At 65.2% G+C, this 21030-nt stretch carries 24 protein-coding genes; 10 read left to right on the forward strand and 14 right to left on the reverse strand.

From position 1 onward, the window contains the following. Positions 1-37: 37 nt before the first annotated feature. Genes dnaQ through ACFE7K_RS03200 form a run of 5 tightly spaced genes read right to left on the reverse strand, consistent with a single transcriptional unit; the run spans position 38 to position 3538 of the window. Entirely contained in the window at positions 38-730 is a 693-nt protein-coding gene (gene dnaQ, locus ACFE7K_RS03180) for a DNA polymerase III subunit epsilon (RefSeq protein WP_375396714.1), read from the reverse strand. Between the two features lie 8 nt (positions 731-738). Next, on the reverse strand, positions 739-1332 hold the full coding sequence (gene coaE, locus ACFE7K_RS03185; RefSeq protein WP_375396715.1) for a dephospho-CoA kinase: 594 nt from the start codon (positions 1330-1332) through the stop codon (positions 739-741). Further along, positions 1329-2135, reverse strand: coding sequence for a shikimate dehydrogenase family protein (locus ACFE7K_RS03190; protein WP_375396716.1), 807 nt, complete (start codon positions 2133-2135; stop codon positions 1329-1331). Before ACFE7K_RS03190 ends, coaE begins: the two co-directional genes overlap by 4 nt. Next, the gene (locus tag ACFE7K_RS03195; RefSeq protein WP_375396717.1) at positions 2132-2722 is read right to left on the reverse strand and encodes a Maf family protein; all 591 of its coding nucleotides are present in this window, start codon (positions 2720-2722) and stop codon (positions 2132-2134) included. The genes ACFE7K_RS03190 and ACFE7K_RS03195 overlap by 4 nt, the downstream gene beginning before the upstream one ends. Positions 2723-2725: 3 nt before the next feature. Beyond that, positions 2726-3538, reverse strand: a complete 813-nt coding sequence (locus ACFE7K_RS03200; RefSeq protein ID WP_375396718.1) for a pyruvate, water dikinase regulatory protein — start codon at positions 3536-3538, stop codon at positions 2726-2728. A 284-nt stretch (positions 3539-3822) separates the two neighbouring features. Here ACFE7K_RS03200 and hemE point away from each other — a divergent pair, with 284 nt between their 5' ends. From hemE to ACFE7K_RS03250, 10 genes are all read left to right on the forward strand, one after another. After that, positions 3823-4869, forward strand: coding sequence for a uroporphyrinogen decarboxylase (hemE, locus tag ACFE7K_RS03205; RefSeq protein ID WP_375396719.1), 1047 nt, complete (start codon positions 3823-3825; stop codon positions 4867-4869). After that, a complete protein-coding gene (locus ACFE7K_RS03210) occupies positions 4866-5318 on the forward strand; it encodes a CopD family protein (RefSeq protein ID WP_375396720.1) in 453 nt (150 codons plus the stop codon). The genes hemE and ACFE7K_RS03210 overlap by 4 nt, the downstream gene beginning before the upstream one ends. 154 nt (positions 5319-5472) lie before the next feature. Continuing rightward, positions 5473-6729 carry a transcription termination factor Rho gene (gene rho, locus ACFE7K_RS03215; protein ID WP_375396721.1) on the forward strand — a complete coding sequence of 419 codons (1257 nt, stop codon included), beginning with the start codon at positions 5473-5475 and terminating at the stop codon, positions 6727-6729. Between the two features lie 21 nt (positions 6730-6750). Further along, complete coding sequence (locus tag ACFE7K_RS03220) at positions 6751-7386, forward strand: YjbE family putative metal transport protein (protein WP_375396722.1); 636 nt, start codon at positions 6751-6753, stop codon at positions 7384-7386. A gap of 83 nt (positions 7387-7469) precedes the next feature. Then, positions 7470-7706: a DUF6489 family protein gene (locus ACFE7K_RS03225; protein WP_375396723.1), complete on the forward strand. Its 237-nt coding sequence runs from the start codon at positions 7470-7472 to the stop codon at positions 7704-7706. A gap of 12 nt (positions 7707-7718) precedes the next feature. After that, the gene (gene mnmE, locus ACFE7K_RS03230) at positions 7719-9005 is read left to right on the forward strand and encodes a tRNA uridine-5-carboxymethylaminomethyl(34) synthesis GTPase MnmE (protein WP_375396724.1); all 1287 of its coding nucleotides are present in this window, start codon (positions 7719-7721) and stop codon (positions 9003-9005) included. A gap of 32 nt (positions 9006-9037) precedes the next feature. After that, the gene (gene mnmG / locus ACFE7K_RS03235; RefSeq protein WP_375396725.1) at positions 9038-10876 is read left to right on the forward strand and encodes a tRNA uridine-5-carboxymethylaminomethyl(34) synthesis enzyme MnmG; all 1839 of its coding nucleotides are present in this window, start codon (positions 9038-9040) and stop codon (positions 10874-10876) included. Further along, the gene (rsmG, locus tag ACFE7K_RS03240) at positions 10873-11499 is read left to right on the forward strand and encodes a 16S rRNA (guanine(527)-N(7))-methyltransferase RsmG (protein ID WP_375396726.1); all 627 of its coding nucleotides are present in this window, start codon (positions 10873-10875) and stop codon (positions 11497-11499) included. Before mnmG ends, rsmG begins: the two co-directional genes overlap by 4 nt. Continuing rightward, the gene (locus ACFE7K_RS03245; protein WP_375396727.1) at positions 11477-12256 is read left to right on the forward strand and encodes a ParA family protein; all 780 of its coding nucleotides are present in this window, start codon (positions 11477-11479) and stop codon (positions 12254-12256) included. Before rsmG ends, ACFE7K_RS03245 begins: the two co-directional genes overlap by 23 nt. After that, positions 12253-13155 carry a ParB/RepB/Spo0J family partition protein gene (locus tag ACFE7K_RS03250; protein ID WP_375396728.1) on the forward strand — a complete coding sequence of 301 codons (903 nt, stop codon included), beginning with the start codon at positions 12253-12255 and terminating at the stop codon, positions 13153-13155. The genes ACFE7K_RS03245 and ACFE7K_RS03250 overlap by 4 nt, the downstream gene beginning before the upstream one ends. Before the next feature lie 46 nt (positions 13156-13201). Here the strand turns inward: ACFE7K_RS03250 and ACFE7K_RS03255 are convergent, their stop codons facing one another. The 9 genes from ACFE7K_RS03255 to ACFE7K_RS03295 form a co-directional block, all read right to left on the reverse strand. Then, on the reverse strand, positions 13202-14104 hold the full coding sequence (locus ACFE7K_RS03255; protein WP_375396729.1) for a flagellar motor protein MotB: 903 nt from the start codon (positions 14102-14104) through the stop codon (positions 13202-13204). Positions 14105-14106: 2 nt separating this feature from the next. Further along, positions 14107-14970 (reverse strand): flagellar motor stator protein MotA, encoded by an 864-nt coding sequence (gene motA / locus ACFE7K_RS03260; RefSeq protein ID WP_375396768.1) that lies wholly within the window; start codon positions 14968-14970, stop codon positions 14107-14109. A gap of 117 nt (positions 14971-15087) precedes the next feature. After that, positions 15088-15981 carry a flagellin gene (locus tag ACFE7K_RS03265; protein ID WP_375396730.1) on the reverse strand — a complete coding sequence of 298 codons (894 nt, stop codon included), beginning with the start codon at positions 15979-15981 and terminating at the stop codon, positions 15088-15090. After that, on the reverse strand, positions 15981-17303 hold the full coding sequence (gene flgK / locus ACFE7K_RS03270; RefSeq protein WP_375396769.1) for a flagellar hook-associated protein FlgK: 1323 nt from the start codon (positions 17301-17303) through the stop codon (positions 15981-15983). Before flgK ends, ACFE7K_RS03265 begins: the two co-directional genes overlap by 1 nt. 5 nt (positions 17304-17308) lie before the next feature. Continuing rightward, on the reverse strand, positions 17309-17659 hold the full coding sequence (locus ACFE7K_RS03275) for a rod-binding protein (protein WP_375396731.1): 351 nt from the start codon (positions 17657-17659) through the stop codon (positions 17309-17311). Next, positions 17656-18765, reverse strand: coding sequence for a flagellar basal body P-ring protein FlgI (locus ACFE7K_RS03280; RefSeq protein WP_375396732.1), 1110 nt, complete (start codon positions 18763-18765; stop codon positions 17656-17658). Before ACFE7K_RS03280 ends, ACFE7K_RS03275 begins: the two co-directional genes overlap by 4 nt. A 14-nt stretch (positions 18766-18779) precedes the next feature. Then, entirely contained in the window at positions 18780-19469 is a 690-nt protein-coding gene (locus ACFE7K_RS03285; RefSeq protein ID WP_375396733.1) for a flagellar basal body L-ring protein FlgH, read from the reverse strand. Further along, positions 19469-20257: a flagellar basal-body rod protein FlgG gene (gene flgG, locus ACFE7K_RS03290; protein ID WP_375396734.1), complete on the reverse strand. Its 789-nt coding sequence runs from the start codon at positions 20255-20257 to the stop codon at positions 19469-19471. The genes ACFE7K_RS03285 and flgG overlap by 1 nt, the downstream gene beginning before the upstream one ends. 13 nt (positions 20258-20270) lie before the next feature. Further along, entirely contained in the window at positions 20271-21023 is a 753-nt protein-coding gene (locus tag ACFE7K_RS03295) for a flagellar basal body rod protein FlgF (RefSeq protein ID WP_375396735.1), read from the reverse strand. Positions 21024-21030 lie beyond the last annotated feature (7 nt).

The following is a 21030-nucleotide window of genomic DNA, read 5'->3' on the forward strand; positions in this document are numbered from 1 at the left end:
CAGCCGTGCGCTGGTTACGCATCGACAGCGACGAGCGTCAACCGGACGCTTTGGTCCCCCATAACGGACTGTTGAGCCGGGCAACGAAGGCGGCGTGCGCGGCAAGTTCGATCGCGGTAGCGGCGAAGTGCCGCATCGGACGCGGCGTCGCCGGCAGAGGATCGCCTCCGCCGATTTTACCCGTGGCCGCTTCCTCAGTGACCAGCCGCAACCCGATCTGGCGGCCCCCGGTCAGCTCGACATAGACCTGCGCCAGCAGCTGCGCGTCAAGCAGCGCGCCGTGGAGCACGCGCTGACTGCGATCGATGCCATAGCGGGAGCACAACGCATCGAGCGAATGCTTGGCACCGGGATGCCGCTGCCGCGCCATCGCCACGGTATCGACCATCCGGGTGGCGCAGATCGCCGGGCGGCCGAGGCGGCCGAGCTCGCCGTTGAGGAAACCGAAGTCGAATGCGGCATTGTGCGCGATCAGCATCGCGTCGCCCAGAAACTCGATCAGGGCGTCACAATGTTCGTGAAAGCGCGGCTTGTCGCCCAGAAAGGCGTCGGACAGGCCGTGGATCCGGAACGCCTCTGCCGGCATCGGCCGCTCGGGATGAAAATAAGCGTGGAAGGTGCGGCCGGTCTCGACCCGGTTGATCATCTCCAGGCACCCGATCTCGACCAGGCGGTCACCGCCGCTAAAGCTCAATCCGGTGGTTTCGGTATCGAAGACGATCTCGCGCATCACCGGCGTTATCGTGCCTGTCCGCCGCGGACGCAAGCGATCACCGCGTCCACCCGGTGCCGCGTTTCGGCCAGCGACGTGTCCGTCGCGATCAGGAAGTCCGCGCGCGCACGCTTGTCCGCGTCCGGCATCTGGCGTGCCAGGATGTCGGCAAACTTGGTCGGCGTCATGCCGGCGCGCGCCAGCACCCGCTCGGCCTGCATTGCGGCACGGGCGGAAACGACGATCGAGTAATCGATCGACCGGTCGCCCCCGGTCTCGAACAAAAGCGGGATGTCGAACAGGACAATGGGAGCATCGGCGTGGCGTGCCAGGAAAGCGGTCCGCTCCTGCGCGACCGCCGGATGGACGATCGCTTCCAGCCGACTGAGCGCCACGGGATCGCCGAACACATGCTCGCCCAGCCTCGCCCGATCCACGCCATCGGTGCCGGTGGAGCCGGGAAAGGCTGCCTCGATCGCCGGGACCAGCGCTCCGCCCGGGCGTTGCAGCGCGCGGACGGCAGCGTCGGCATCGAACACCGGCACGCCGGTATCGGCGAACATCGCCGCCACGGTCGACTTGCCCATGCCGATCGACCCGGTGAGACCCAGCTTGATCACGCGGCCAACACCGCGCGCAAGGCATCGTCGCGGTCCCTGGGCGGAGTGGCCCCGAAGAACAATTCGAATGCCAGCGCTGCCTGACCGATCAGCATCTCGAGCCCGTCGACCGTCGCCAGGCCCCGTGCGCGCGCTTGGGCGAGGAAGGGTGTTTCGAGCGGCGCGTAGACGATATCGTAGACGACCGCGTCATCGGGCTGGCCCGCTAGGTCGATGTCGAGCGGCGGCTGGCCGACCATGCCGAGCGGGCTCGCGTTGACGATCAGGGCGGCCGGCGGCAACACGCTTCCCAGCGCCATGACGTCGCCCGTCAATCCGAATGCCGCGAGCAGCGCCGCGCCGCGCAACGGATGACGATTGAGGATCGTCACTGGCCCTACCCGTCCGCGCGCCAGGGCGAACAGGATCGCGCGCGCCGCGCCCCCGGCGCCGATCACGACCACCGGCTTTCCGGCCAGATCGAGATCGACGATGGGCGCGACAAAACCCGCGGCATCGGTATTGGTCGCGATCAATGCGCCGTCCGCGCCGCGAAACACCGTATTTGCCGCGCCGATTGATCCCCGGACATCGCCCGGATCGGGGATCAGATCGAGTATGGCGACCTTGTGCGGGATGGTCACGTTGCAGCCGCGCCAGGCCGGATCGGCAATGCGATCGGTAATATAAGCGGAGAGTTGGTCGAGGCTGATTCGTTGCGCGTTATACTGGGCGTCGATCGCCAACGCCTCGAGCCAGAAGCGGTGGATAAGGGGCGATTTCGAATGAGCGATGGGATCGCCAATGACATCGGCATGGGTCATGACGTCGCCGATCCCCTCACCCGCAGATAGTCGATGACCGGCAATAGCGGCATGCCGAGAATGGTGAAGTGGCTGCCCTCGATCCCGGCGAACAGCTGGATGCCCGGGCCCTCGATCCGGTAGCAGCCGACGCACCCGGCGATCGCCGGCCATTCATGGTCAAGATAATCGTCGATGAACCTATCGGATAGCGGACGGACGGTCATGCGCGCTGATTCGACATGCCGCCAGACCGGCCGGCCCAATTCGGCGATCACCGCGGCGCTCCACAGGCGATGCACCGTGCCCGACATGCGGCGCAGGTGCTCGGCGGCCTGTTCTCGGCTGGTGGGCTTGTCCAGCAATGTCCCGTTGTCCAGCGCAACGATCGTGTCGCTGCCCAGCACCAGCGCAACGGGGTTCGCGGCCGAAACCTTAATGGCCTTCATCTCGGCGAGGATGTCGGCGATATCACGCGGCGGGCGGCCGGCCATCGCCGTCTTGATGCCGTCCTCGTCGATCCGCGCCGGCATCGTCTCGAAGGCGATGCCGGCCGCGTCGAGCATGGCGCGGCGCGATCCGCTCTCCGAGGCCAGGATCAGCCGCATCGTCTATTCGTCCGGCGGGATTTCGTCGACCAGAGCGATGATTGCCGCCGCGGTCTCCTCGATAGAGCGGCGGGTGACGTCGATCACCGGCCAGCCATTGTCGGCGAACATCCGCCGCGCATAGGCCACTTCCCGGACCACCGCCTCATGTTCGACATAGGACGTCTCGATCGCCTGGTTGAGCGACAGGAGCCGGTTGCGCCGTACCTGGATCAGCCGGTCGGCGCTGGTGGTCAGGCCGATCACCTTGGGATTGGACAGCGCGAATAGCGCGGCCGGCGGGGGGGATACTACCACGATGGGGATATTGGCGGTCTTGTACCCGCGATTGGCGAGATAGATCGAGGTAGGCGTCTTCGAGGTCCGCGAGACGCCCGCGAGGATGATGTCGGCCTCTTCCCATTCCTCAAAGCCCACGCCGTCGTCATGCGCGATCGTATATTGGATCGCCTCGACGCGCGCGAAATAGGCTGCATCCAGCACGTGCTGGCGTCCGGGGCGGGCCTTGGCCGCCTGTCCCAGCAAGGTGGACAGCGCATCGTTGACCGGGTCGAGCGGCGCGATGGCCGGCAGTCCCAGCGCGCCGCAACGATTTTCCAGCGACCGCCGCATCTCCCCCGAGACAAGGGTGAACAGCACCAGCCCGGGATTGTGCGCGATTTCCTGAAGGATCCGCTCCAGATGCGGTTCGCTCCGGACCATCGGCCAGAAGTGGCGGATCGTCTCGACCCCGTCATATTGGGCGAGCGCTGCCTTGGCGATGTTCTCCAGCGTCTCGCCCGTCGAATCCGACAACAGGTGAAGGTGCAACCGCATCTTGCTGGTCAAAAGCCTGTGGGAAACATGGGCGCAAGCGCTAGCGCAACCGGCCAGCGTCGCCAAGCGATGGACGAACGTGGACAATGCAGGCGGTCGTCCACAGCGCGATCCCGTCCTCGGGTTTCCATGTACAGGCTGTGGATTGCGTTAACCGCCAGCTGCGCGCCCTTGGCGCCGGGTGGCCCAGTCGTCCCGGTGGTGTTGGCATTTGCGGGGCAATTGCATAAGCCACGCTATGCACCGGCCAATCATCACAACAACCTTTCTAGATTCTTAATCATATGCCTATTGCGACGGGTATTACCGCGACCACCAAGCCGCTGCTCGCAACATTGAGTGGTCAGCGACAATCCGTGCCTCCGGTCTGGTTGATGCGCCAGGCGGGACGTTATCTTCCCGAATATCGTGCGTTGCGCGCGGACAAGGGCGGATTCCTGGCGCTGGCGACCGATCCCGAAGCGGCGGCTGAGGTGACGTTGCAGCCGGTCCGGCGGTTCGGGTTCGATGCCGCGATCCTTTTTTCCGACATCCTGATGGTGCCCTGGGCGATGGGCCAGACGCTGACCTTCGGGGCGGGCGAAGGGCCGCGGCTTAGCCCGGCACTCGCCGACCACGATCTGCGGTCGCTGACGCCGGTTCCCGAACGGCTTGACGCGGTTTATGAGACGGTCCGGCGGGCTGCCGCAATGCTGGACGGGGAGACCACTTTCCTGGGCTTTGCCGGCAGCCCGTGGACCGTCGCCACCTATATGGTCGCCGGCGAAGGCAGCAGGGACCAGGCGACCGCCCGCCGGCTGGCCTATCATGATCCGGCGGCGTTCGCCGACGTCCTGCAGGCGATCGCCGCGCAGACCGTGGAATATCTTGCCCGTCAGGTTGCGGCGGGGGTGGAGGCGGTGCAGTTGTTCGACAGCTGGGCGGGCAGCCTGTCACCCGAACAGTTCGAGACCTGTGTCGTCCAACCCAATGCATGGATCGTCGGCGAATTGCGTCGGCGCTGTCCCGGCGTGCCGATAATCGGTTTCCCCAAGGGGACCGGCGGCAAGCTGCTGCGGTATGTCGAGGGCACCGGGGTCGATGCGATCGGGCTGGACGAGACGGTCGATCCGGTGTGGGCGGCACGTGAACTGCCCGCCGGACTGCCGGTCCAGGGCAATGTCGATCCGTTGGCCCTGGTCACCGGCGGTGACGCGCTCGACCGGGCGGTAGACTGTGTGATCGCGGCCTTCGCCGATCGGCCGCATATCGTCAATCTCGGCCATGGCATCCTCCCGGACACGCCCATCGCCAATGTCGACCGCCTGCTGGCACGGGTTCGCGCCGCATGATCGGGTTTCTGGGCAGCGCCTATCTGTGGGTGAAGGCGGCGCACCTCATCTTCGTGATCTTCTGGATGGCGGGGCTCTTCATCCTGCCGCGTTATCTGGTGCATCACCAGGAAGCATTGGGGACGATCGAGGCGGCAAAGTGGACCGAACGCGAGAAGAAGCTGCGCCGCGTGATCCTGACGCCCTCGATGATCATCGTCTGGCTGCTCGGCGTGGCGCTGGCGATCCATCTCGGACTGCTCGATGGTCAACCCGGGCTGGGCTGGCTCCATGCCAAGATCGCGCTGGTGCTGCTCTTGACCGGATATCATGCCTGGATGCTGGCCTATGCGCGGCGATTGGAACTCGGGGACGCGTGGTTGAGCGATCGCCGTTTGCGGCTGCTCAACGAATTGCCGGCGTTGTTCGTGGCGCTGATCGTCATCCTGGTGATCGTCCGCCCGTTCTGACGCGTCTTGACTTGAACGAGCGGCATCCATAAGTCGTTGGCAGAGGCATGGCGTTCCGATCCTCGGCGGCGCTTCCTTCCCTCCCCTCCGGCATCGTCGCGATCATCCGCAGACCGACGCTCGAACATCCCCCCGATCTCTCCGGACGCCACAGATGCATCTCAAGGACTTGAAGAAGAAACCGCCTGCCGAACTGGTCGCGATGGCCGAGGAGCTGGGCGTTGAAGGCGCGTCGACGATGCGCAAGCAGGATCTGATGTTCGCCATCCTCAAGGAACAGGCGGAGGATGGCGAGCAGATCATGGGGCTCGGCACGATCGAGGTGCTGCCCGACGGCTTCGGTTTCCTGCGCAGTCCGGAGGCCAATTACCTCGCGGGCCCCGACGACATCTATATTTCCCCCAATCAGGTCCGCAAGTTCGGGCTGCGTACCGGTGACACCGTCGAGGGCGAGATACGCGGGCCGAAGGATGGCGAGCGCTATTTCGCGCTGGTCCGGCTGACCTCGGTCAATTTCGACGATCCCGATGTCGTCCGCCACCGCGTCAACTTCGACAATCTGACGCCGCTCTATCCCGAACAGAAGCTGACGCTCGATCCGGCGGATCCGACGATGAAGGACAAGTCGGCACGAATCATCGACATCATCTCGCCCCAGGGCAAGGGTCAGCGCACGCTGATCGTCGCTCCCCCGCGCGTCGGCAAGACGGTGATGCTCCAGAACATCGCCAAGGCGATCACCGACAACCATCCCGAAGTGTTCCTGATCGTGCTGCTGATCGACGAGCGGCCCGAGGAAGTCACCGACATGCAGCGCAGCGTGAAGGGCGAGGTGGTCAGCTCGACCTTCGACGAGCCGGCGCAGCGCCACGTTCAGGTCGCCGAGATGGTGATCGAGAAAGCCAAGCGGCTGGTCGAGCACAAGAAGGATGTCGTGATCCTGCTCGATTCGATCACGCGTCTGGGCCGTGCCTACAATACGGTCGTGCCGTCGTCGGGCAAGGTGCTGACCGGCGGTGTCGATGCCAATGCGCTCCAGCGGCCCAAACGCTTCTTCGGCGCTGCGCGCAATATCGAGGAGGGAGGCTCGCTTTCGATCATCGCCACCGCGCTGATCGATACCGGCAGCCGGATGGACGAAGTGATCTTCGAGGAGTTCAAGGGCACGGGCAATTCGGAGATCGTGCTGGATCGCAAGGTTGCCGACAAGCGCATCTTCCCGGCGCTCGATGTCGCGAAGTCCGGCACGCGCAAGGACGAGTTGCTCGTTGAAAAAGCGAAGCTCAGCAAGATGTGGGTGTTGCGGCGCATACTCATGCAAATGGGCACCACCGACGCGATGGAATTCCTGCTCGACAAGATGAAGGATTCCAAGACCAACGAGAATTTCTTCGACAGCATGAATCAATAGGCATCGGTGCGTGGCGGCGTAATGGACTTTTCCGACGTTTTCACCGCCGCAGGGCTCGCTGCGCTGGGCCAGGTCATCATGATCGACCTGATGCTGGCGGGCGACAATATCGTCGTGCTGGGCACGCTGGCCGCCGGATTGCCGGACAAGGACCGCAAGCGCGTGCTGACGATCGGCGTGGCGGTCGCATTGGTCTTCCTCGTCATCTTCGCCTGGTTCGCGACGATGCTGCTGCATGTCGTGGGCCTGCTGTTTGCCGGTGGCATCCTGTTGCTCTGGGTGGCGTGGAAATTATTCCGCGAACTCGGCCAGGCGCGGGCGCATCGTCGGTCGGGCGAATCGGCCGAGGCCCCGACCGCCAAGAAGACGAAGAGCTTTGCCAAGGCGGCGATACAGGTCGCGCTGGCGGATCTGTCCATGAGCCTCGACAACGTGCTTGCCGTGGCGGGCGCGGCGCGCGACCATCCGGTGGTTCTGCTGTTCGGCCTGGCGCTGTCGGTGACCCTGATGGCGGTCGCCGCCAATCTGATCGCGCGGCTGATCGAGCGTTACCATTGGATCGCCTATCTCGGCCTGGTGGTGATCCTGTACGTCGCGGGATCGATGATCCATCAAGGCATCGTAGATCCGAAGATCGGGCTGGGCCAATTGCTCTGAGGCATCGACCGACAGGCGTTGCGATCGGCTGGGGATCGGGCGCATACGGGCATCAGGGCGGCAGCGGCGAGCGGGAGTCTGGCATGAAGATAAACGTCGAGGTGGACTGCACGCCGGAAGAGGCGCGCCGCGCGATGGGACTGCCCGATTTCACCCCGGTGCATGAAAAATATGTCGCGATGCTGACCGACGCCTTCGACAAGGGAGGGGTCAAGCCCGAGGTGCTCGAGTCGATGATGAACAGCTGGTCCCCGATGGGCGAGGCTGGCATGACGTTCTGGCGGCGGATGTTCGAGAATGCCGGCCGCCCGGGCAGCTGATCTGCCGGTACGTTGACGAGCACCATCTTCGCCACCTCGACCGGGCTGCCCCCCGCGGCGATCGCCATCATTCGGGTCAGCGGCCCGGCGGCGTTCGCGGCGGCGCAACGGCTTGTACGGTCATTGCCCGAACCGCGGCGTGCGGCGGTCCGTACCGTGCGCGACGCCGATGGCGAAATGCTCGACCGTGCGATGCTGCTCGTGTTTCCCGCTCCGGTGACCGCGACGGGGGAGGATGTCGTCGAGTTTCACGTCCATGGCGGCCGCGCCGTCGTTTCTGCGATCGAAGCCGCCTTGGGATCGCTGCCGGGCCTGCGTCGCGCCGGGCCTGGCGAGTTCACGCGCCGCGCCCTGGAAAATGGCAGGATCGACCTGGCCGAGGCGGAGGGGCTGGCTGACCTGCTCGCAGCGGAGACCGACCTTCAACGCAGGGCGGCATTGGCGATGGTCGATGGCTCGCTGTCAGGCAGGGTGGATGGGTGGCGACGTGCCCTTCTATCGGCGGCGGCGACGCTGGAGGCGGCGTTCGACTTTGGCGATGAACTCGATGTCGCAGCGGGGCCCGAGACGATCGACCACGCTAGGATCGCTGCAGGCGATGTTCGCGTCGCGATGGAGCTTGCCCTGGCCGAGCCGCCTGTCGAACGGCTGCGTGACGGTATTCGCGTCGTGCTCGCTGGCCCGCCCAATAGCGGCAAATCGACCTTGTTCAACCGGCTCGCCGGACGCGATGCCGCGATAATATCGCCGATTCCGGGCACTACGCGCGACAGGATCGAAGCGCCTGTCGCGCGTGATGGCATCCCGTTCGTTCTGATCGATACCGCTGGCCTGCGCGATGCCACGGACGATATCATCGAACGGAGCGGGATCGAACGGACCGGCCGGGCGATGGACGATGCCGATATCGTTCTCTGGCTGGGAGACGATAGCCCGCCAGTCGACCGCGCCATCTGGATTCATGCGCGCGCGGACCTGGCCTGGCGCCAGGATGTTCCGGCAGGCCGGATGATTGCCGTGGCAGATACTGATCCTGCCTCTGCCGAAGGATTGTGGCAGGTGCTGGCGGCGCACGCTGCTTCCATTATCCCCCGTCCCGGCGACGCAATGCTCAACCGCCGTCAGCGCGAGCATGTCGGCTATGCCGTTGCGGCTTTGCACCGCGTCGATGACGCAGACGAGCTGATCGTCGCCGAAATGCTGCGTTCGGCGTATATGGCGCTTGGCCGCATCAACGGTAATCATGATGTTGAAGTAATGCTTGATGTGCTGTTCAGCCGGTTCTGCATAGGAAAATGATGTTTCACGTGAAACGTCGCGCTGGGTGTAATATGGTTGATATAGATGTCCTGGTGATTGGTGGCGGCCATGCGGGGGTCGAGGCCGCCGCAGCTGCCGCCCGCCGCGGAGCAACGGTTGCGCTCGTCACCTTTGCTCGTGGCAATATCGGGGCGATGTCGTGCAACCCCAGCATTGGCGGTCTGGGCAAGGGCCATCTGGTACGTGAGGTTGACGCCTGCGATGGTTTGATGGCGCGCGCGGCGGATGCGGCAGCTATCCATTATCGCATGCTCAACCGCAGCAAGGGTGCCGCCGTGCGCGGACCCCGTGTCCAGGCCGATCGCCGGCGCTTTAGTCGGGCGATCCAGCAGGAAGTTGACGCTTCGGGCATAAGGATCATCGAAGGCGAGGTAATCGAGCTGGTAGAACACTGCGGCGAAATCACCGGTGTCAGATTGGCGGCGAGGGACATCGTCGCGGCACGAGCAGTCGTTCTGGCCACCGGCACCTTCTTAGGCGCCCGGATGTTTCGCGGTGCCGAACGGATGGATGGCGGCAGGATCGGCGAACGCGCTGCTACCGAGCTCGCGCGTCAACTCGAATCCTGGGCGTTGCCAATGGCCAGGATGAAGACCGGCACCCCCCCGCGCCTTGACGGCCGATCAATCGATTGGGCGCGCATTACCCGCCAGCCTGGCGACGCCGAGCCATGGACCATGTCGCCGATGACGCGTGGCGGTCGCGTGCTGCCGCAATTATGGTGCGGTATCACCAGCACGACCAACGAGGGTCATGACGTCATTCGTCAGGCGCTCGATCGTTCTCCTATGTTCGACGGTGCGATCAGGGGTACGGGCCCACGCTATTGTCCGTCGATCGAGGACAAGGTGCACCGTTTCGGCGACCGCGACGGTCATCAGCTGTTCCTGGAACCCGAGGGGTTGGACGATTGGACGATCTACCCCAACGGCATCTCCACATCACTGCCGAGCGACATACAGGAGAGGCTGGTTCATTCGATACCGGGGCTAAGCGGGGCAAGGATCACCGCTCATGGTTATGCCGTGGAATATGACCATGTCGATCCCCGCGCTCTGGATCATGCCCTCGCAATGCGCTCTGTCCGTGGACTTTACTGCGCGGGTCAGATCAACGGCACCACCGGCTATGAAGAAGCCGCTGCGCAGGGTCTCGTCGCCGGTGCCAATGCGGCGGCTAGTGCGCTGAACTTGGCGGCATTCATTCCTGATCGGCAGTCGAGCTATATCGGCGTCCTGATCGACGATCTGGTGCTGCAAGGCGTCAGCGAGCCGTACCGCATGCTTACCGCGCGCGCCGAATATCGTTTGCGGCTGCGCTCCGACAATGCGGAGACGCGCCTGTGGGGGGTCGCCGAGGCGGCCGGCTTGCTCGGTCAGGAACGACGCGAGCACTTGCATCGGCGTGCGCAGCAGCGGGAGAGCGCCACGACGGTGCTTGACACCCCGATCAGTGCAAGCATGTTGCAGGAAAGGGGCGCGGCGATCGGCCATGACGGGGTAATACGCCGGGCGGTCGAGTGGCTGGGGTTCCCTGGAGTGGAAATGCGTCATGTCGTGCCGAAACTGGACGAGGCGATCGATGCCGGACTGATGGCCGAAATCGTCGAAGATGCCCGCTATGCTCCCTATGTCGAGCGCCAGCGCAGGGAAGTCGACGAATCGCGCAAGCAGGAGCAGATGGCCTTGCCCCCGCTCGATTTCGCTCGCATCCCCGGCCTGTCGGCCGAGATGGTCGAGCGACTGAATGCTGCCCGGCCCGAATCGCTGGGGGCTGCCGGCCGCATTCGCGGCATCACCCCGGCCGCGTTGACCGCGATCCTGCTCGCCGCGCGCCGGATCACGGCGTGACGGAACAGGAAGCGGTAAATTGGGTAGGAGCGCGATACGATGACGATGTCGTGAACCGATTACAGGGCTTTGTCAGCCTGGTAAGCGGAGAATCGGCGAGGCAGAACCTCGTTGCCCGATCGACGATCGACCGTATATGGCTGCGCCATATCGTAGATTCGCTTCAGCTTCATCCGCTGGGCACGGGCAACAAATGGCTCGATATAGGTTCGGGTGCGGGCTTTCCCGGCATGGCCCTGGCGATCGCGCATCCCGACATTACGTACCTGCTGATCGAACCAAGGCGAAAGCGGGCCGACTTCCTTATTATTGTCGCAACCTCCCTGGCCCTCAAAAACGTCAAGGTCATATGCGCGAGGATAGAGAAAATTGCCGAACCGATGACAACGATAACGGCGCGGGCCGTGGCGGCAATCGATCACGTCTTTCGGGACTCGATCAGATGCGCCGATAACCACACAATGTGGGTGCTGCCAAAAGGGCGCTCGGCTGAAGAGGAGGTGGCGCATGCCCGACAACGGTGGCATGGTGTGTTTCACGTGGAACAGAGCATCACCGACCCGACCTCGCAAATCGTGATCGCCAGCAAGGTAAGGCTTCATGAACGTCATCGCGATCGCTAATCAGAAAGGCGGCGTCGGTAAGACGACGACGGCGATCAACCTGGGGACGGCGCTAGCCGCGATCGGCAATCGCGTGTTGATCATCGATATAGATCCTCAGGGAAATGCCTCGACCGGCTTGGGTATCCGTCGCAGCGACAGGATCAGGACAAGCTACGACGTGTTGGTTGGCGATACTGCCATCGAGGAGGCGATCCTTCCGACGACCATACCCAGGCTGGATATCATGCCGGCAACCGTCGATCTGTCCGGAGCGGAGATCGAATTGGTCGATTACGACCAGCGCACCCATCGCCTGACACAGGCGCTGGCTGTGACGAAGGCCCGATGGGAGGTGATTCTGATAGATTGCCCACCGTCATTGGGCTTGCTGACCATCAATGCCATGGTTGCGGCTAATTCCCTCCTGGTTCCCTTGCAATGCGAGTTCTTTGCTCTGGAGGGACTGAGCCAGTTGCTCAGTACCGTCGAACGCATCCGGGCTCGATTCAACCCGGGTCTCGCCATTATCGGCGTCGCGTTGACGATGTACGATCGCCGTAATCGCCTGACCGATCAGGTGTCGGCCGATGTTCGAGCCGTATTGGGTAAGGTGGTGTTTGACACGGTCATACCGCGCAACGTTCGCTTGTCAGAAGCGCCCAGTCATGGGATTCCGGCGCTGATCTACGACCATCGCTGTTCCGGTTCCCAAGCCTATATGGCCTTGGCCAGCGAACTCATCCCCCGACTTTCGGAGCGTGCAGTCGCCGCATGAACGATCCCATCCTTCTCAAGCGCATCGCGCGGCCCGCCGGACTTGGTCGCGGGCTTAACGCCCTGCTAGGTGATATCGTCCGCGAGCCGGAAGGCCCCGACGGCGAAACTATGGAGGGCATCCGGATGATGGCCGTTGGGGCATTGACGCCGCAACCGGGCCAGCCCCGGCGGGCGTTCGACGATGCGGCGCTGGAGGAACTCGCGCGGTCGATTGCGGCGCGCGGCATGCTCCAGCCGATCGTGGTTCGTCCGATGGGCAAGACCTTTCAGATCGTCGCTGGCGAACGGCGATGGCGTGCGGCTCAAAAGGCGCATCTGCATGAGGTTCCCGTAATCGTCCACAATCTCGACGATGCCGAGACTTTCGAAATTGCGCTGCTCGAAAACATCCAGCGCCAGGATCTTACCGCGATCGAGGAAGCGGATGCCTATAAAAGGCTGATCGACGAGTTCGGCCATACCCAGGAAGCTTTGGCTAAGCTGGTCCACAAATCGCGCAGTCATATCGCTAATTTGTTGAGGTTATTGGAATTACCCCGGACAGTCCAAATGCTGCTGGCCGAGGGCAGGCTGGATATGGGTCATGCCCGCGCGCTGATCGGTGCCCCCGATGTCGAGCGGCTGGCCAATGACGTGGTCGCCCGCGGCCTCTCCGTACGAGAGACCGAGCGACTGGCGCGCCAAGCCAAGGCGCCGGCGGGCAACGAATCGGCCAGGAAGCGTGGGGGAAGCGCGGTCGACGCCGATATCGCCGCGCTTGAACGCCAGCTGGCCGATCTCATCGGGCTGTCCGTCAGGATCAGCCACGCCGACCAGGGCGGCAGCGTGTCGATCAGCTATTCGACGATCGACCAGCTCGACATGATCTGCCAGCGGTTGACCGGCGAGCCGATCTGACGTGCCATGGCATAAACGACTGGCTGCATCGCCCCACCGGTACCGGTCATTTTTCGCCGAACGAGCCGGTGCGCCAGAGCAAGGTGATCGATACGCGCCGGTTGCGCGGGTCGGCGGGGTTGGCCTCGATCATCGGCTCGCGGTCGGCGACGCCTTCGATGCGGTAGAAGCGCGCCTCGGGAATGCCGCCCGTCGCCAGCCGACGCCTGGTCGCTTCCGCCCGACCCGACGACAGCATCCAATTGTTCATGTCGAGCGGGTTGCCATAGCCCAGGCTGTCGGTATGCCCGCGGATCATGATCGGGTTCTGCATGCCCGCGATCGATGTCGCGATCATGCCGATCAGCGTGTCGGCCTCGACGACCAACTGGGTCGTGCCCAGCGCGAACATCGAATAATCGGCGTCGTCGACCAGATCGATGCGCATGCCGTCGCGGGTCTGGATGAAACGAACGTGGTTGGCCAGTTTGGCCATCTTTGACGATGCCATGGCCGCTTCGACCTGGCGTTTCATCGCGTCGAAGTTCTTGCGGTCTTCCTCGATCAGCGACTGGTTCTTGAGCGATCCCTTCTGCCCCGACCCGACCTGCGTGCCGCCGGTTGCGCCGATCGGAACGGTCATCGACCGCGTACCGGTCTGCGCCGCACGGTTGGGGTAATTGTCCTTGTCCGTGATCGATGACCCGCCGAAGATGCCATTCGACCCAGCACTGTTCTGCTTGAGTTCGACCAGGGTCGGCGCGAAATAATCGGCCAGCGCCTTGCGCTGCTTTTCGGTCGTGGCGCCCAGGATCCACAACAACAGGAAGAACGCCATCATTGCCGTCACGAAATCGGCATAGGCGACCTTCCACGCGCCGCCGTGATGGCCGCCGTGCCCTTTGACATAGACCTTCTTGTAGATGATCCGGGGCGGCTGGTTGGTGCCGTGCGGCGCGCGGGCGGCCATGCTTATTTACCCCGCAAGCCGTCGAACACCTCGGCAAAGCCCGGCTGGTTCGAATGCGCAATGCCCGACCTGGCCGCTTCGATCACCAGCGGCTGCGGATGACCGTGGAGCGAGGCGATGATGATCTGCTTGACCGTGTGATAGATCGCCCCGTCGGCGTCGATTACCTGCTGGAGGCGCCCGGCGAGCGGCGCGACTATGCCATAAGCGAGCAGCACGCCCATGAACGTGCCAACCAGCGCCGATCCGATCATTGCGCCGAGAATCGACGGTGGCTTGTCGATCGACCCCATCGTTTTGACGACGCCGAGCACCGCAGCGACAATGCCCAGCGCTGGCAAGGCATCGCCCAGCGACTGCAGCGTGGTCTGCGGTCCTTGCACCTCGTGATGATGCGTCTTGATCGCGTTATCCATGACCTCCTCGACGGCATGCACATCCAGCGTGCCCGACGAGATGACGACGAGGCGTAGGGTGTCGGCGATTAGATTTATCAAGGTGCGGTCGGCGAGCAAACGCGGGTATTCGGCGAATATCGCGGACGATTTCGGGTCTTCGACATGCGGTTCGAGCGCAATCGGCCCGTCCATGCGCAGCATCTTCATCAGCTTCGACACCAGGAAGATGACGTCGAGATAGTCCTGCTTCTTGTATCTCGGGCCCTTGAGCACCTTGGCCAGGCCGCCGCCCAGCGCCTTCAATTCCTTCATGGAATTGCCGATGATCAGCGCGCCCGCGGCGGCGCCGCCGATGATCAGCATCTCGTGCGGGATGGCCTCCAATACCGGGCCGAGCGCGCCGCCGGTGATGGCGAATCCGCCGAACACCATCGCGAGCAGGACGACAAGGCCGATCACCGGAAACATTGCGCGCATCACCCCCTGGCGGCCTCAACCGGATAACGACCGGTCGCACCGATGGTTAATCCGCTTTGGTGGCCAATCGGTTAAGCCGCGCCGCGCTTTCGTGCCGATCGCCGCGCGTCAGCGCAGATAGTTGAACAGCGACAGCCCGGTCAGCTTGGTGAAGCTCGCCTGGGTCGCCTGCAGGATGGTCATCGTCTTCTGCAATTCGGTGATCGCGGCGGTGACGTCGGTGTCCTCCAGCGACGATCGGCGGGCCTCGCGATCGGTGGCGACGTTCGCCGTCGTCGATTGCAGCAGATCGAGCCGCGCGCCGCGCGCGCCGACCGAGGCCTGGAGCGCGGTGACCTGTTCGTCGGCAATGCCGATCTTGTCGGCGGCGGCGCCGATCGCATCGCCGTCGGGATTGGCGGTGCGCAGCATGGCGGCAAGCGCCGTTATCGTGCTCAGGATGTCGCCGCCATCGGCGGTGAAGATCCGGGCCGCCGATTCGCCGGGCTGGACACTGCTGCCCGTGCCCACCGGGATCGTCGCCGGCGCGGTGGCGGCAAAGGCGAAGCTGCCGTCCGGATTGCGGGTCACGGCGTCGCCCTCGCCGCCGGTGAAGATCGCGGTGCCGCGCGCGTCCCTGGCGTTCGCCGCGCTGACCATGTCGGCCACGATCTCGTCGAGCTGACCGGCGATGACCTTCAGATTGTCGTTGCTCAGCGTCCCGCTGTTCGCCTGGATCGCCAGCTCGCGGGCGCGTTGCAGCTGGCTGCCGATCGACGCGAGCGACGAGCCCGCCTGGGACAGCGTCGCCTGCGCCAGCTTGGTGTTGGTCGCATAGGCCGCATCGTCGGCGGTATCGCGGGCGATCCCCTGCAACTCGCGCCAGGCGACGGGATCGTCGGCGGTAGCCGCCAGCCGCTTGCCGGTCGCGACCTGCGCCTGCAACGTATCGGCGCGCGTCGACAGCGCGTCCATCCGCGCCGCCGATCGATCGTAGAAGAGGTTGGTGCCGAGCGGGGTCATCAGCGGATATCCAGGATCGTCTGCAGCGTGTCGCGCGCGACCTGGATCACGCGGCTCGACGCCGAATAGGCCTGCTGGAAGCGGACAAGATCGACCGCCTCGTCGTCCAGATTGACCCCAGACACCTGGTCGCGCGCGGCGACGGCATTGTCGCGGATCGTCGTCTGCGCCTCGGCCACCGCCCTGCGCTGGGCGAGCGCGGCGCCGTTGGCCGCGGTCAGGTCGGCCGCCCTGGTCTCGAACCCGCCGGTGCGCAGCGTCGCCAGGTTCGCCAAATTGCCGTTGTCGCGATTGCCCCCGCCGACCTTGGCGGCGGCGATGCCGCGCGGATCCTCAAGCGCCAGCGATACCGCCGCGGTGCCTTGACCGCGCGCGAACAAGGCGGCGCCCGCCATATTGTCCAGGTCGCGGCCCTGCGCCTGCACGGCATTCACGCCATTGACGAAATTCTGCGCGAGCTGCTCGATCGCGCCCCGCGCATCGGCGACGCGCTGCACCCCGTCGGCGATCCCGGCAAGCGCGCCGCCGGTCGGCGACACCAGGCGCTGTTCGGCGCCGGTCGTCGCGACGAAGGCGGCGGAGCCGTCGACATTGCGGGCATAGCTGACGGTCGCGAAGGAACTGCCGTCGACCAGGGTGGCGCCCCCGCCGGTGACCGTCGCGCGGCCCTGGCTGTCGAGGGTCACGCCCATGTCGGTCAGCGCGCTCATCTGTTCGAGCAGCTGGTCGCGCTGGTCGGCCAGCGCCGCCGCGCCCGCCGTGTCGGGTACGGCGCGCGCGAGCTTGTCGTTCAGTTTGGCCAGCGCGGCGGTCAACCCGTTGAGCGTGGCAACCGCGTCGTTCGCGCCGGCGTCGGCATCGGCCGCGACGCGGTCGAGCGCCGCGCCGGTCGCGGTAAACGCAGTGGCGGTGCCCGACGCCGCCTCCAGCATCGCCGATCGCGGCGCCAGCGACGAGGGATCGGCCGACAGCGTGACGGCGGCGGTGAAAAATCCGGTGATCCGGCTGCCCAGCTGGCTGCCCGACAGCGCGCCGTCGATCCGGTCCAGCCAGGACAGGCTGGCCTGGGTCTTGGCCAGGTCCGCGCCGGTCGCGCGTACCTCGCCGGACAGATAGCGGTCGGCGGAGCGGCCGATGCCGCTGGCCAGGACGCCCATCCCCCCGGCGATCACGTTGCTGGTCAGCCCGCCGGTCGCAGTGACGTCGGTCAGCGTCGTGGTGCGCCTGGAATAGCCGGCATTGCCGACATTGGCGATGTTCTCCGACGTCGTGTTCAGCGCGTTCTGATACGCGCGCACGCCGCTCGCCCCGATCGCCAGCATGTCGCTCACGGCGTGGCGCTCTTACCGGGCGCGGTCGCCGCCGCCGTCGTGCCGGGCTGCAGATCGGGCTGCGCGCGGGACAGGAAGTCGATCATTGCCTTGCCGATCCCGATCGGCTGGTGCGCGGCCATGGTCTCGGCGACCTGCTTGTCCTGCATCTCGCGAAACGTGTCCTGTTCCTTCGAGTCGAACAGGGCGTCGCCCAGTTTTGCCTGGCGCATCGACTTGAGCATCATGCCGATGAACACGCTTTCGAATTGCTCGCCCGCCTTTTTCAGGTTGGCGCGCGACGCCAGCCTGCTCGTGTCGGTCGATATGCCGCTGGTCGGCTGTACCGGGGCGGGGATGTCGGTCACAGGATTATCAGGTCCGCCTTCAGCGCGCCGGCTTCCTTCAAGGCTTCCAGGATGGCGACCAGGTCGGCGGGCGACGCGCCGATCGCGTTGATCGCCTTGACCACGTCGGCCAGCTTGGGTCCGGGCGCGAACAGGAACATCGGTCGTTTTTCCTCATCGACGGTAACGCCGCTCTTCTGCTCGTTAGCCGTCTGACCGTTACTGAATGGTTGCGGCTGGACGACGCGTTGCTGTTCGTCGATCCTAACCGTCAGCTTGCCGTGGGTGATCGCCGCGGGCCCGACCCGTACCGAGGAATTGATTACCACGGTGCCGGTGCGGGCGTTGACGATGACGCGCGCGGGCGGCTCGGCCGAAATGACCGTCAGATTCTCTATCTCGCTCATCAGCGTGGCGCGAACGTCTGCGCCGGCGGGTGCTGCGACGCGGATCGACACGCCGTCGACCGCATCCGCGGTGCCGCCGCCGAAGCGCTGGTTGATCGCCACCGCGACATTCTGCGCGGTGGTGAAATCCGACCGCGCCAGGTTGAAGGTCAGCGACGGCGCGGTATCGAAGCCGGTGGCGACCGCGCGCTCGACCGTGGCGCCTTCCGGAATACGGCCCGACGACGGGACGTTGACGATCACCGACGATCCGTCCTTGCCCTCGACCCCCAGCCCGCCGACCGCCAGATTGCCCTGCGCCATCGCATAGATCTGGCCGTCGGCGCCGACCAGCGGGGTCAGGATCAGCGCCCCGCCGCGCAGGCTCTTGGCCTTGCCCATCGAGGCGACGGTGATGTCGATCTTCTGCCCCGGCTTGGCAAAGGGCGGCAGGTCGGCGGTGATGATCACCACTGCCGCATTCTTCAGCCCCGGGTTGATCCCGGCCGGCAGCTGCAGCCCGAACCGGCTGGTCACCGCCTTCATCGACTGGATGGTATATTCGAGGTTGTCGTCGCCGGTGCCGGCCAGGCCGACGACGATGCCATAACCGGTCAGCTGGTTCGACCGGATACCCTGGAACGTGCCCAGGTCCTTGATGCGGTCGGCCGAGGCCGGAGTCGCGGCCAGACAGGCGGCGAGGACGGCGAGCAGCAAGCGGATCATGGCGGCAATGCTCATCGGAACGGGCCTCATCAGAACGGGCTGATCACGGAGAAGAACCGGCCCAGCCACCCCTGGCGGCTGGCGCGGGCGACATCCCCCTTGCCGGTATAGGCGATGCGGGCGTCGGCGACGCGGGTCGACAGCACGCGGTTGTCGGCGCTGATGTCGGCGGTGCGGACGATGCCCTTGATCTGGACGAATTCGTCGCCGCGGTTCAGCGTCACCCGTTTCTGGCCCTGCACCAGCATGGTGCCGTTGGGGTACACTTCGGCGACCGTGACCGAGACCTCGCCCGACAGCGAATTGGCCTGGTCGGTGGCGCCCTGGCCGGAGAATCTGCGCGTGCCGCTGGCGCTCGCGTCGCTGCCCTTGAACAGCGACAGCGCGCCGGTGGCGGGCGGGGTAAGCGAAAGGTCGCCGCTCGAATCGAGCTTCGAGCCGGCCGATTTGGACGCCGCGGTGCGCTCGACCAGCACGATCGTCAGCGGATCGCCCACCCGGCGCGCGCGCTGGCCTTCATAGAGCGCGGCATAGCCGTCGCTGGCCTGGAAGATGCCGCCATTGGCGGGCGCCGGCGGCGCCGGTCGCGGCGGCGGCGCGGCGGAAAAGTCCTCGCGCAGCTTTTTCTTGCCGAACAGGCCGGCATGCGCGGGCGCGCCCGCCGCAACGACGAGCCCGGCCGCGACCAGGACGGACAGGAGCGGAGAAAGCGGACGCATCAGATGTTCTGGTTGACATATTTGAGCATGTCGTCGGTCGCCGAGATCATCTTGGAATTGACCTCATAGGCGCGCTGCGTCTCGATCATGTCGACCAGTTCCTCGACGACGTTGACGTTGGACGCCTCCAGCATGCCCTGGCGGATCGTGCCGCGGCCGTCCTGGCCCGGAATGCCCAGATTGGCGGCGCCCGACGCCGCGGTTTCGGCCAGGTAATTGTCGCCGGTCGACTGCAGTCCGGCGGCGTTGGCGAAGCTGGCGACCTGGATCTGGCCGAGTGCCGCGGGTTCGGTCTGCCCCGCGACCGTCGCCGATACGGTGCCGTCGCCGCCGACGGTGATCGCGGTGGTGCCCTGGGGCACGGTGATGCCGGGCATCACCTGATAGCCTTCGCTGGTGACCAGCAGGCCCTCCGGGCTGCGCGAGAAATTGCCGGCGCGGGTATAGCCCAGCTTGCCGCCGGGCAGCTGGACCTGGAAATAGCCGTCGCCGTCCAGCGCCATGTCGAGGCTGTTCCCGGTGGTCTGCATCGACCCCTGGGTATCGACCCGCGCCGTTCCCTGGATGCGGACGCCGGTGCCGAGATTCAACCCGGTGGCGTATTTGGACTCGCTGGACGATTGCGCGCCGGCGGCGGTGATCGTCTGGTACGACAGCGTCGCGAACGATGCGCGGTCGCGTTTGTAGCCGGTGGTGTTGACGTTCGCCAGGTTGTTCGAGATCACCCGCATCCGCATGTCCTGGGCATCCAGGCCGGTGCGGGCGATGTGCATCGCTGCGCTGCTCATTTCATTCTGCTCCTCAGCTCGGCATCCGCATCAACGATGCGGCGCTTTCGTCCATGTCCTTGGCCGACTTCATCAGATTGGCCTGCACTTCGTAGCTGCGCTGGTTCTCGATCATGTCGACCAGGGCCTGGGTCAGGTTGACGTTCGACTGTTCCAGCATGCCCGTCTCGCAGGTCGCGTCGAGATCCTGCGGCAACACGCCGCCGCCCTTCACGCGCACCAGATTGTCGAGGCCCTTGACCGTTTGCGACCCCTTGGCGTCGGCGAACTTGATGCGATCGACGACCTGCGGGCTCTGGGCGTCGCCGCCCGCCGCCACGATCGAGATCGTGCCGTCGCCGGCGACCGAGATCGACTGTGCGGGGGGCACGGTGATCGGTGCGCCGCCCGCCCCCATCACCGCGAAACCGTCGCCCGTCTCGAGCACGCCGGTGGCGGAGATGCGGAGGTCGCCGCGGCGCGTATAGGCCTCGGTGCCGTCGCTCGCCTGGACCGCCAGCCATTGCGTGCCGGGCAGCGCGATGTCGAGGGTGCGGCCGGTCGACACCAGCGCGCCGGCGGTGCGGTCGAAGTCGAGCACTTCCTCCGACGCCGGCTGGCGACTGTCGAGCGAGCCGCCGCCGCCGTCCACGACCAGGCTGTCGAAATTGACCCGTTCGGCGCGAAAGCCGATCGTCGATGCGTTGGCCATGTTGTTGGCGATGGCCGCCTGTGCCGCCATGTGACTCTTCAGCCCCGACGCCGCGGTGAAGATCAGCTTGTCCATCTAGTAT

This window comes from uncultured Sphingomonas sp., assembly GCF_964244265.1.
Taxonomy (GTDB): Bacteria; Pseudomonadota; Alphaproteobacteria; order Sphingomonadales; family Sphingomonadaceae; genus Sphingomonas.

What these genes read in the sequence shown, in the direction of transcription:
- dnaQ (WP_375396714.1), bottom strand. Translation starts at nt 730, where the DNA reads ATGCGCGAGATCGTCTTCGATACCGAAACCACCGGATTGAGCTTTAGC.
- ACFE7K_RS03190 (WP_375396716.1), bottom strand. Translation starts at nt 2,135, where the DNA reads ATGACCCATGCCGATGTCATTGGCGATCCCATCGCTCATTCGAAATCG.
- ACFE7K_RS03195 (WP_375396717.1), bottom strand. Translation starts at nt 2,722, where the DNA reads ATGCGGCTGATCCTGGCCTCGGAGAGCGGATCGCGCCGCGCCATGCTC.
- ACFE7K_RS03200 (WP_375396718.1), bottom strand. Translation starts at nt 3,538, where the DNA reads ATGCGGTTGCACCTTCACCTGTTGTCGGATTCGACGGGCGAGACGCTG.
- hemE (WP_375396719.1), top strand. Translation starts at nt 3,823, where the DNA reads ATGCCTATTGCGACGGGTATTACCGCGACCACCAAGCCGCTGCTCGCA.
- ACFE7K_RS03210 (WP_375396720.1), top strand. Translation starts at nt 4,866, where the DNA reads ATGATCGGGTTTCTGGGCAGCGCCTATCTGTGGGTGAAGGCGGCGCAC.
- rho (WP_375396721.1), top strand. Translation starts at nt 5,473, where the DNA reads ATGCATCTCAAGGACTTGAAGAAGAAACCGCCTGCCGAACTGGTCGCG.
- ACFE7K_RS03220 (WP_375396722.1), top strand. Translation starts at nt 6,751, where the DNA reads ATGGACTTTTCCGACGTTTTCACCGCCGCAGGGCTCGCTGCGCTGGGC.
- ACFE7K_RS03225 (WP_375396723.1), top strand. Translation starts at nt 7,470, where the DNA reads ATGAAGATAAACGTCGAGGTGGACTGCACGCCGGAAGAGGCGCGCCGC.
- mnmG (WP_375396725.1), top strand. Translation starts at nt 9,038, where the DNA reads ATGGTTGATATAGATGTCCTGGTGATTGGTGGCGGCCATGCGGGGGTC.
- ACFE7K_RS03245 (WP_375396727.1), top strand. Translation starts at nt 11,477, where the DNA reads ATGAACGTCATCGCGATCGCTAATCAGAAAGGCGGCGTCGGTAAGACG.
- ACFE7K_RS03250 (WP_375396728.1), top strand. Translation starts at nt 12,253, where the DNA reads ATGAACGATCCCATCCTTCTCAAGCGCATCGCGCGGCCCGCCGGACTT.
- ACFE7K_RS03255 (WP_375396729.1), bottom strand. Translation starts at nt 14,104, where the DNA reads ATGGCCGCCCGCGCGCCGCACGGCACCAACCAGCCGCCCCGGATCATC.
- motA (WP_375396768.1), bottom strand. Translation starts at nt 14,970, where the DNA reads ATGTTTCCGGTGATCGGCCTTGTCGTCCTGCTCGCGATGGTGTTCGGC.
- ACFE7K_RS03265 (WP_375396730.1), bottom strand. Translation starts at nt 15,981, where the DNA reads ATGACCCCGCTCGGCACCAACCTCTTCTACGATCGATCGGCGGCGCGG.
- flgK (WP_375396769.1), bottom strand. Translation starts at nt 17,303, where the DNA reads ATGCTGGCGATCGGGGCGAGCGGCGTGCGCGCGTATCAGAACGCGCTG.
- ACFE7K_RS03280 (WP_375396732.1), bottom strand. Translation starts at nt 18,765, where the DNA reads ATGAGCATTGCCGCCATGATCCGCTTGCTGCTCGCCGTCCTCGCCGCC.
- ACFE7K_RS03285 (WP_375396733.1), bottom strand. Translation starts at nt 19,469, where the DNA reads ATGCGTCCGCTTTCTCCGCTCCTGTCCGTCCTGGTCGCGGCCGGGCTC.
- flgG (WP_375396734.1), bottom strand. Translation starts at nt 20,257, where the DNA reads ATGAGCAGCGCAGCGATGCACATCGCCCGCACCGGCCTGGATGCCCAG.
- ACFE7K_RS03295 (WP_375396735.1), bottom strand. Translation starts at nt 21,023, where the DNA reads ATGGACAAGCTGATCTTCACCGCGGCGTCGGGGCTGAAGAGTCACATG.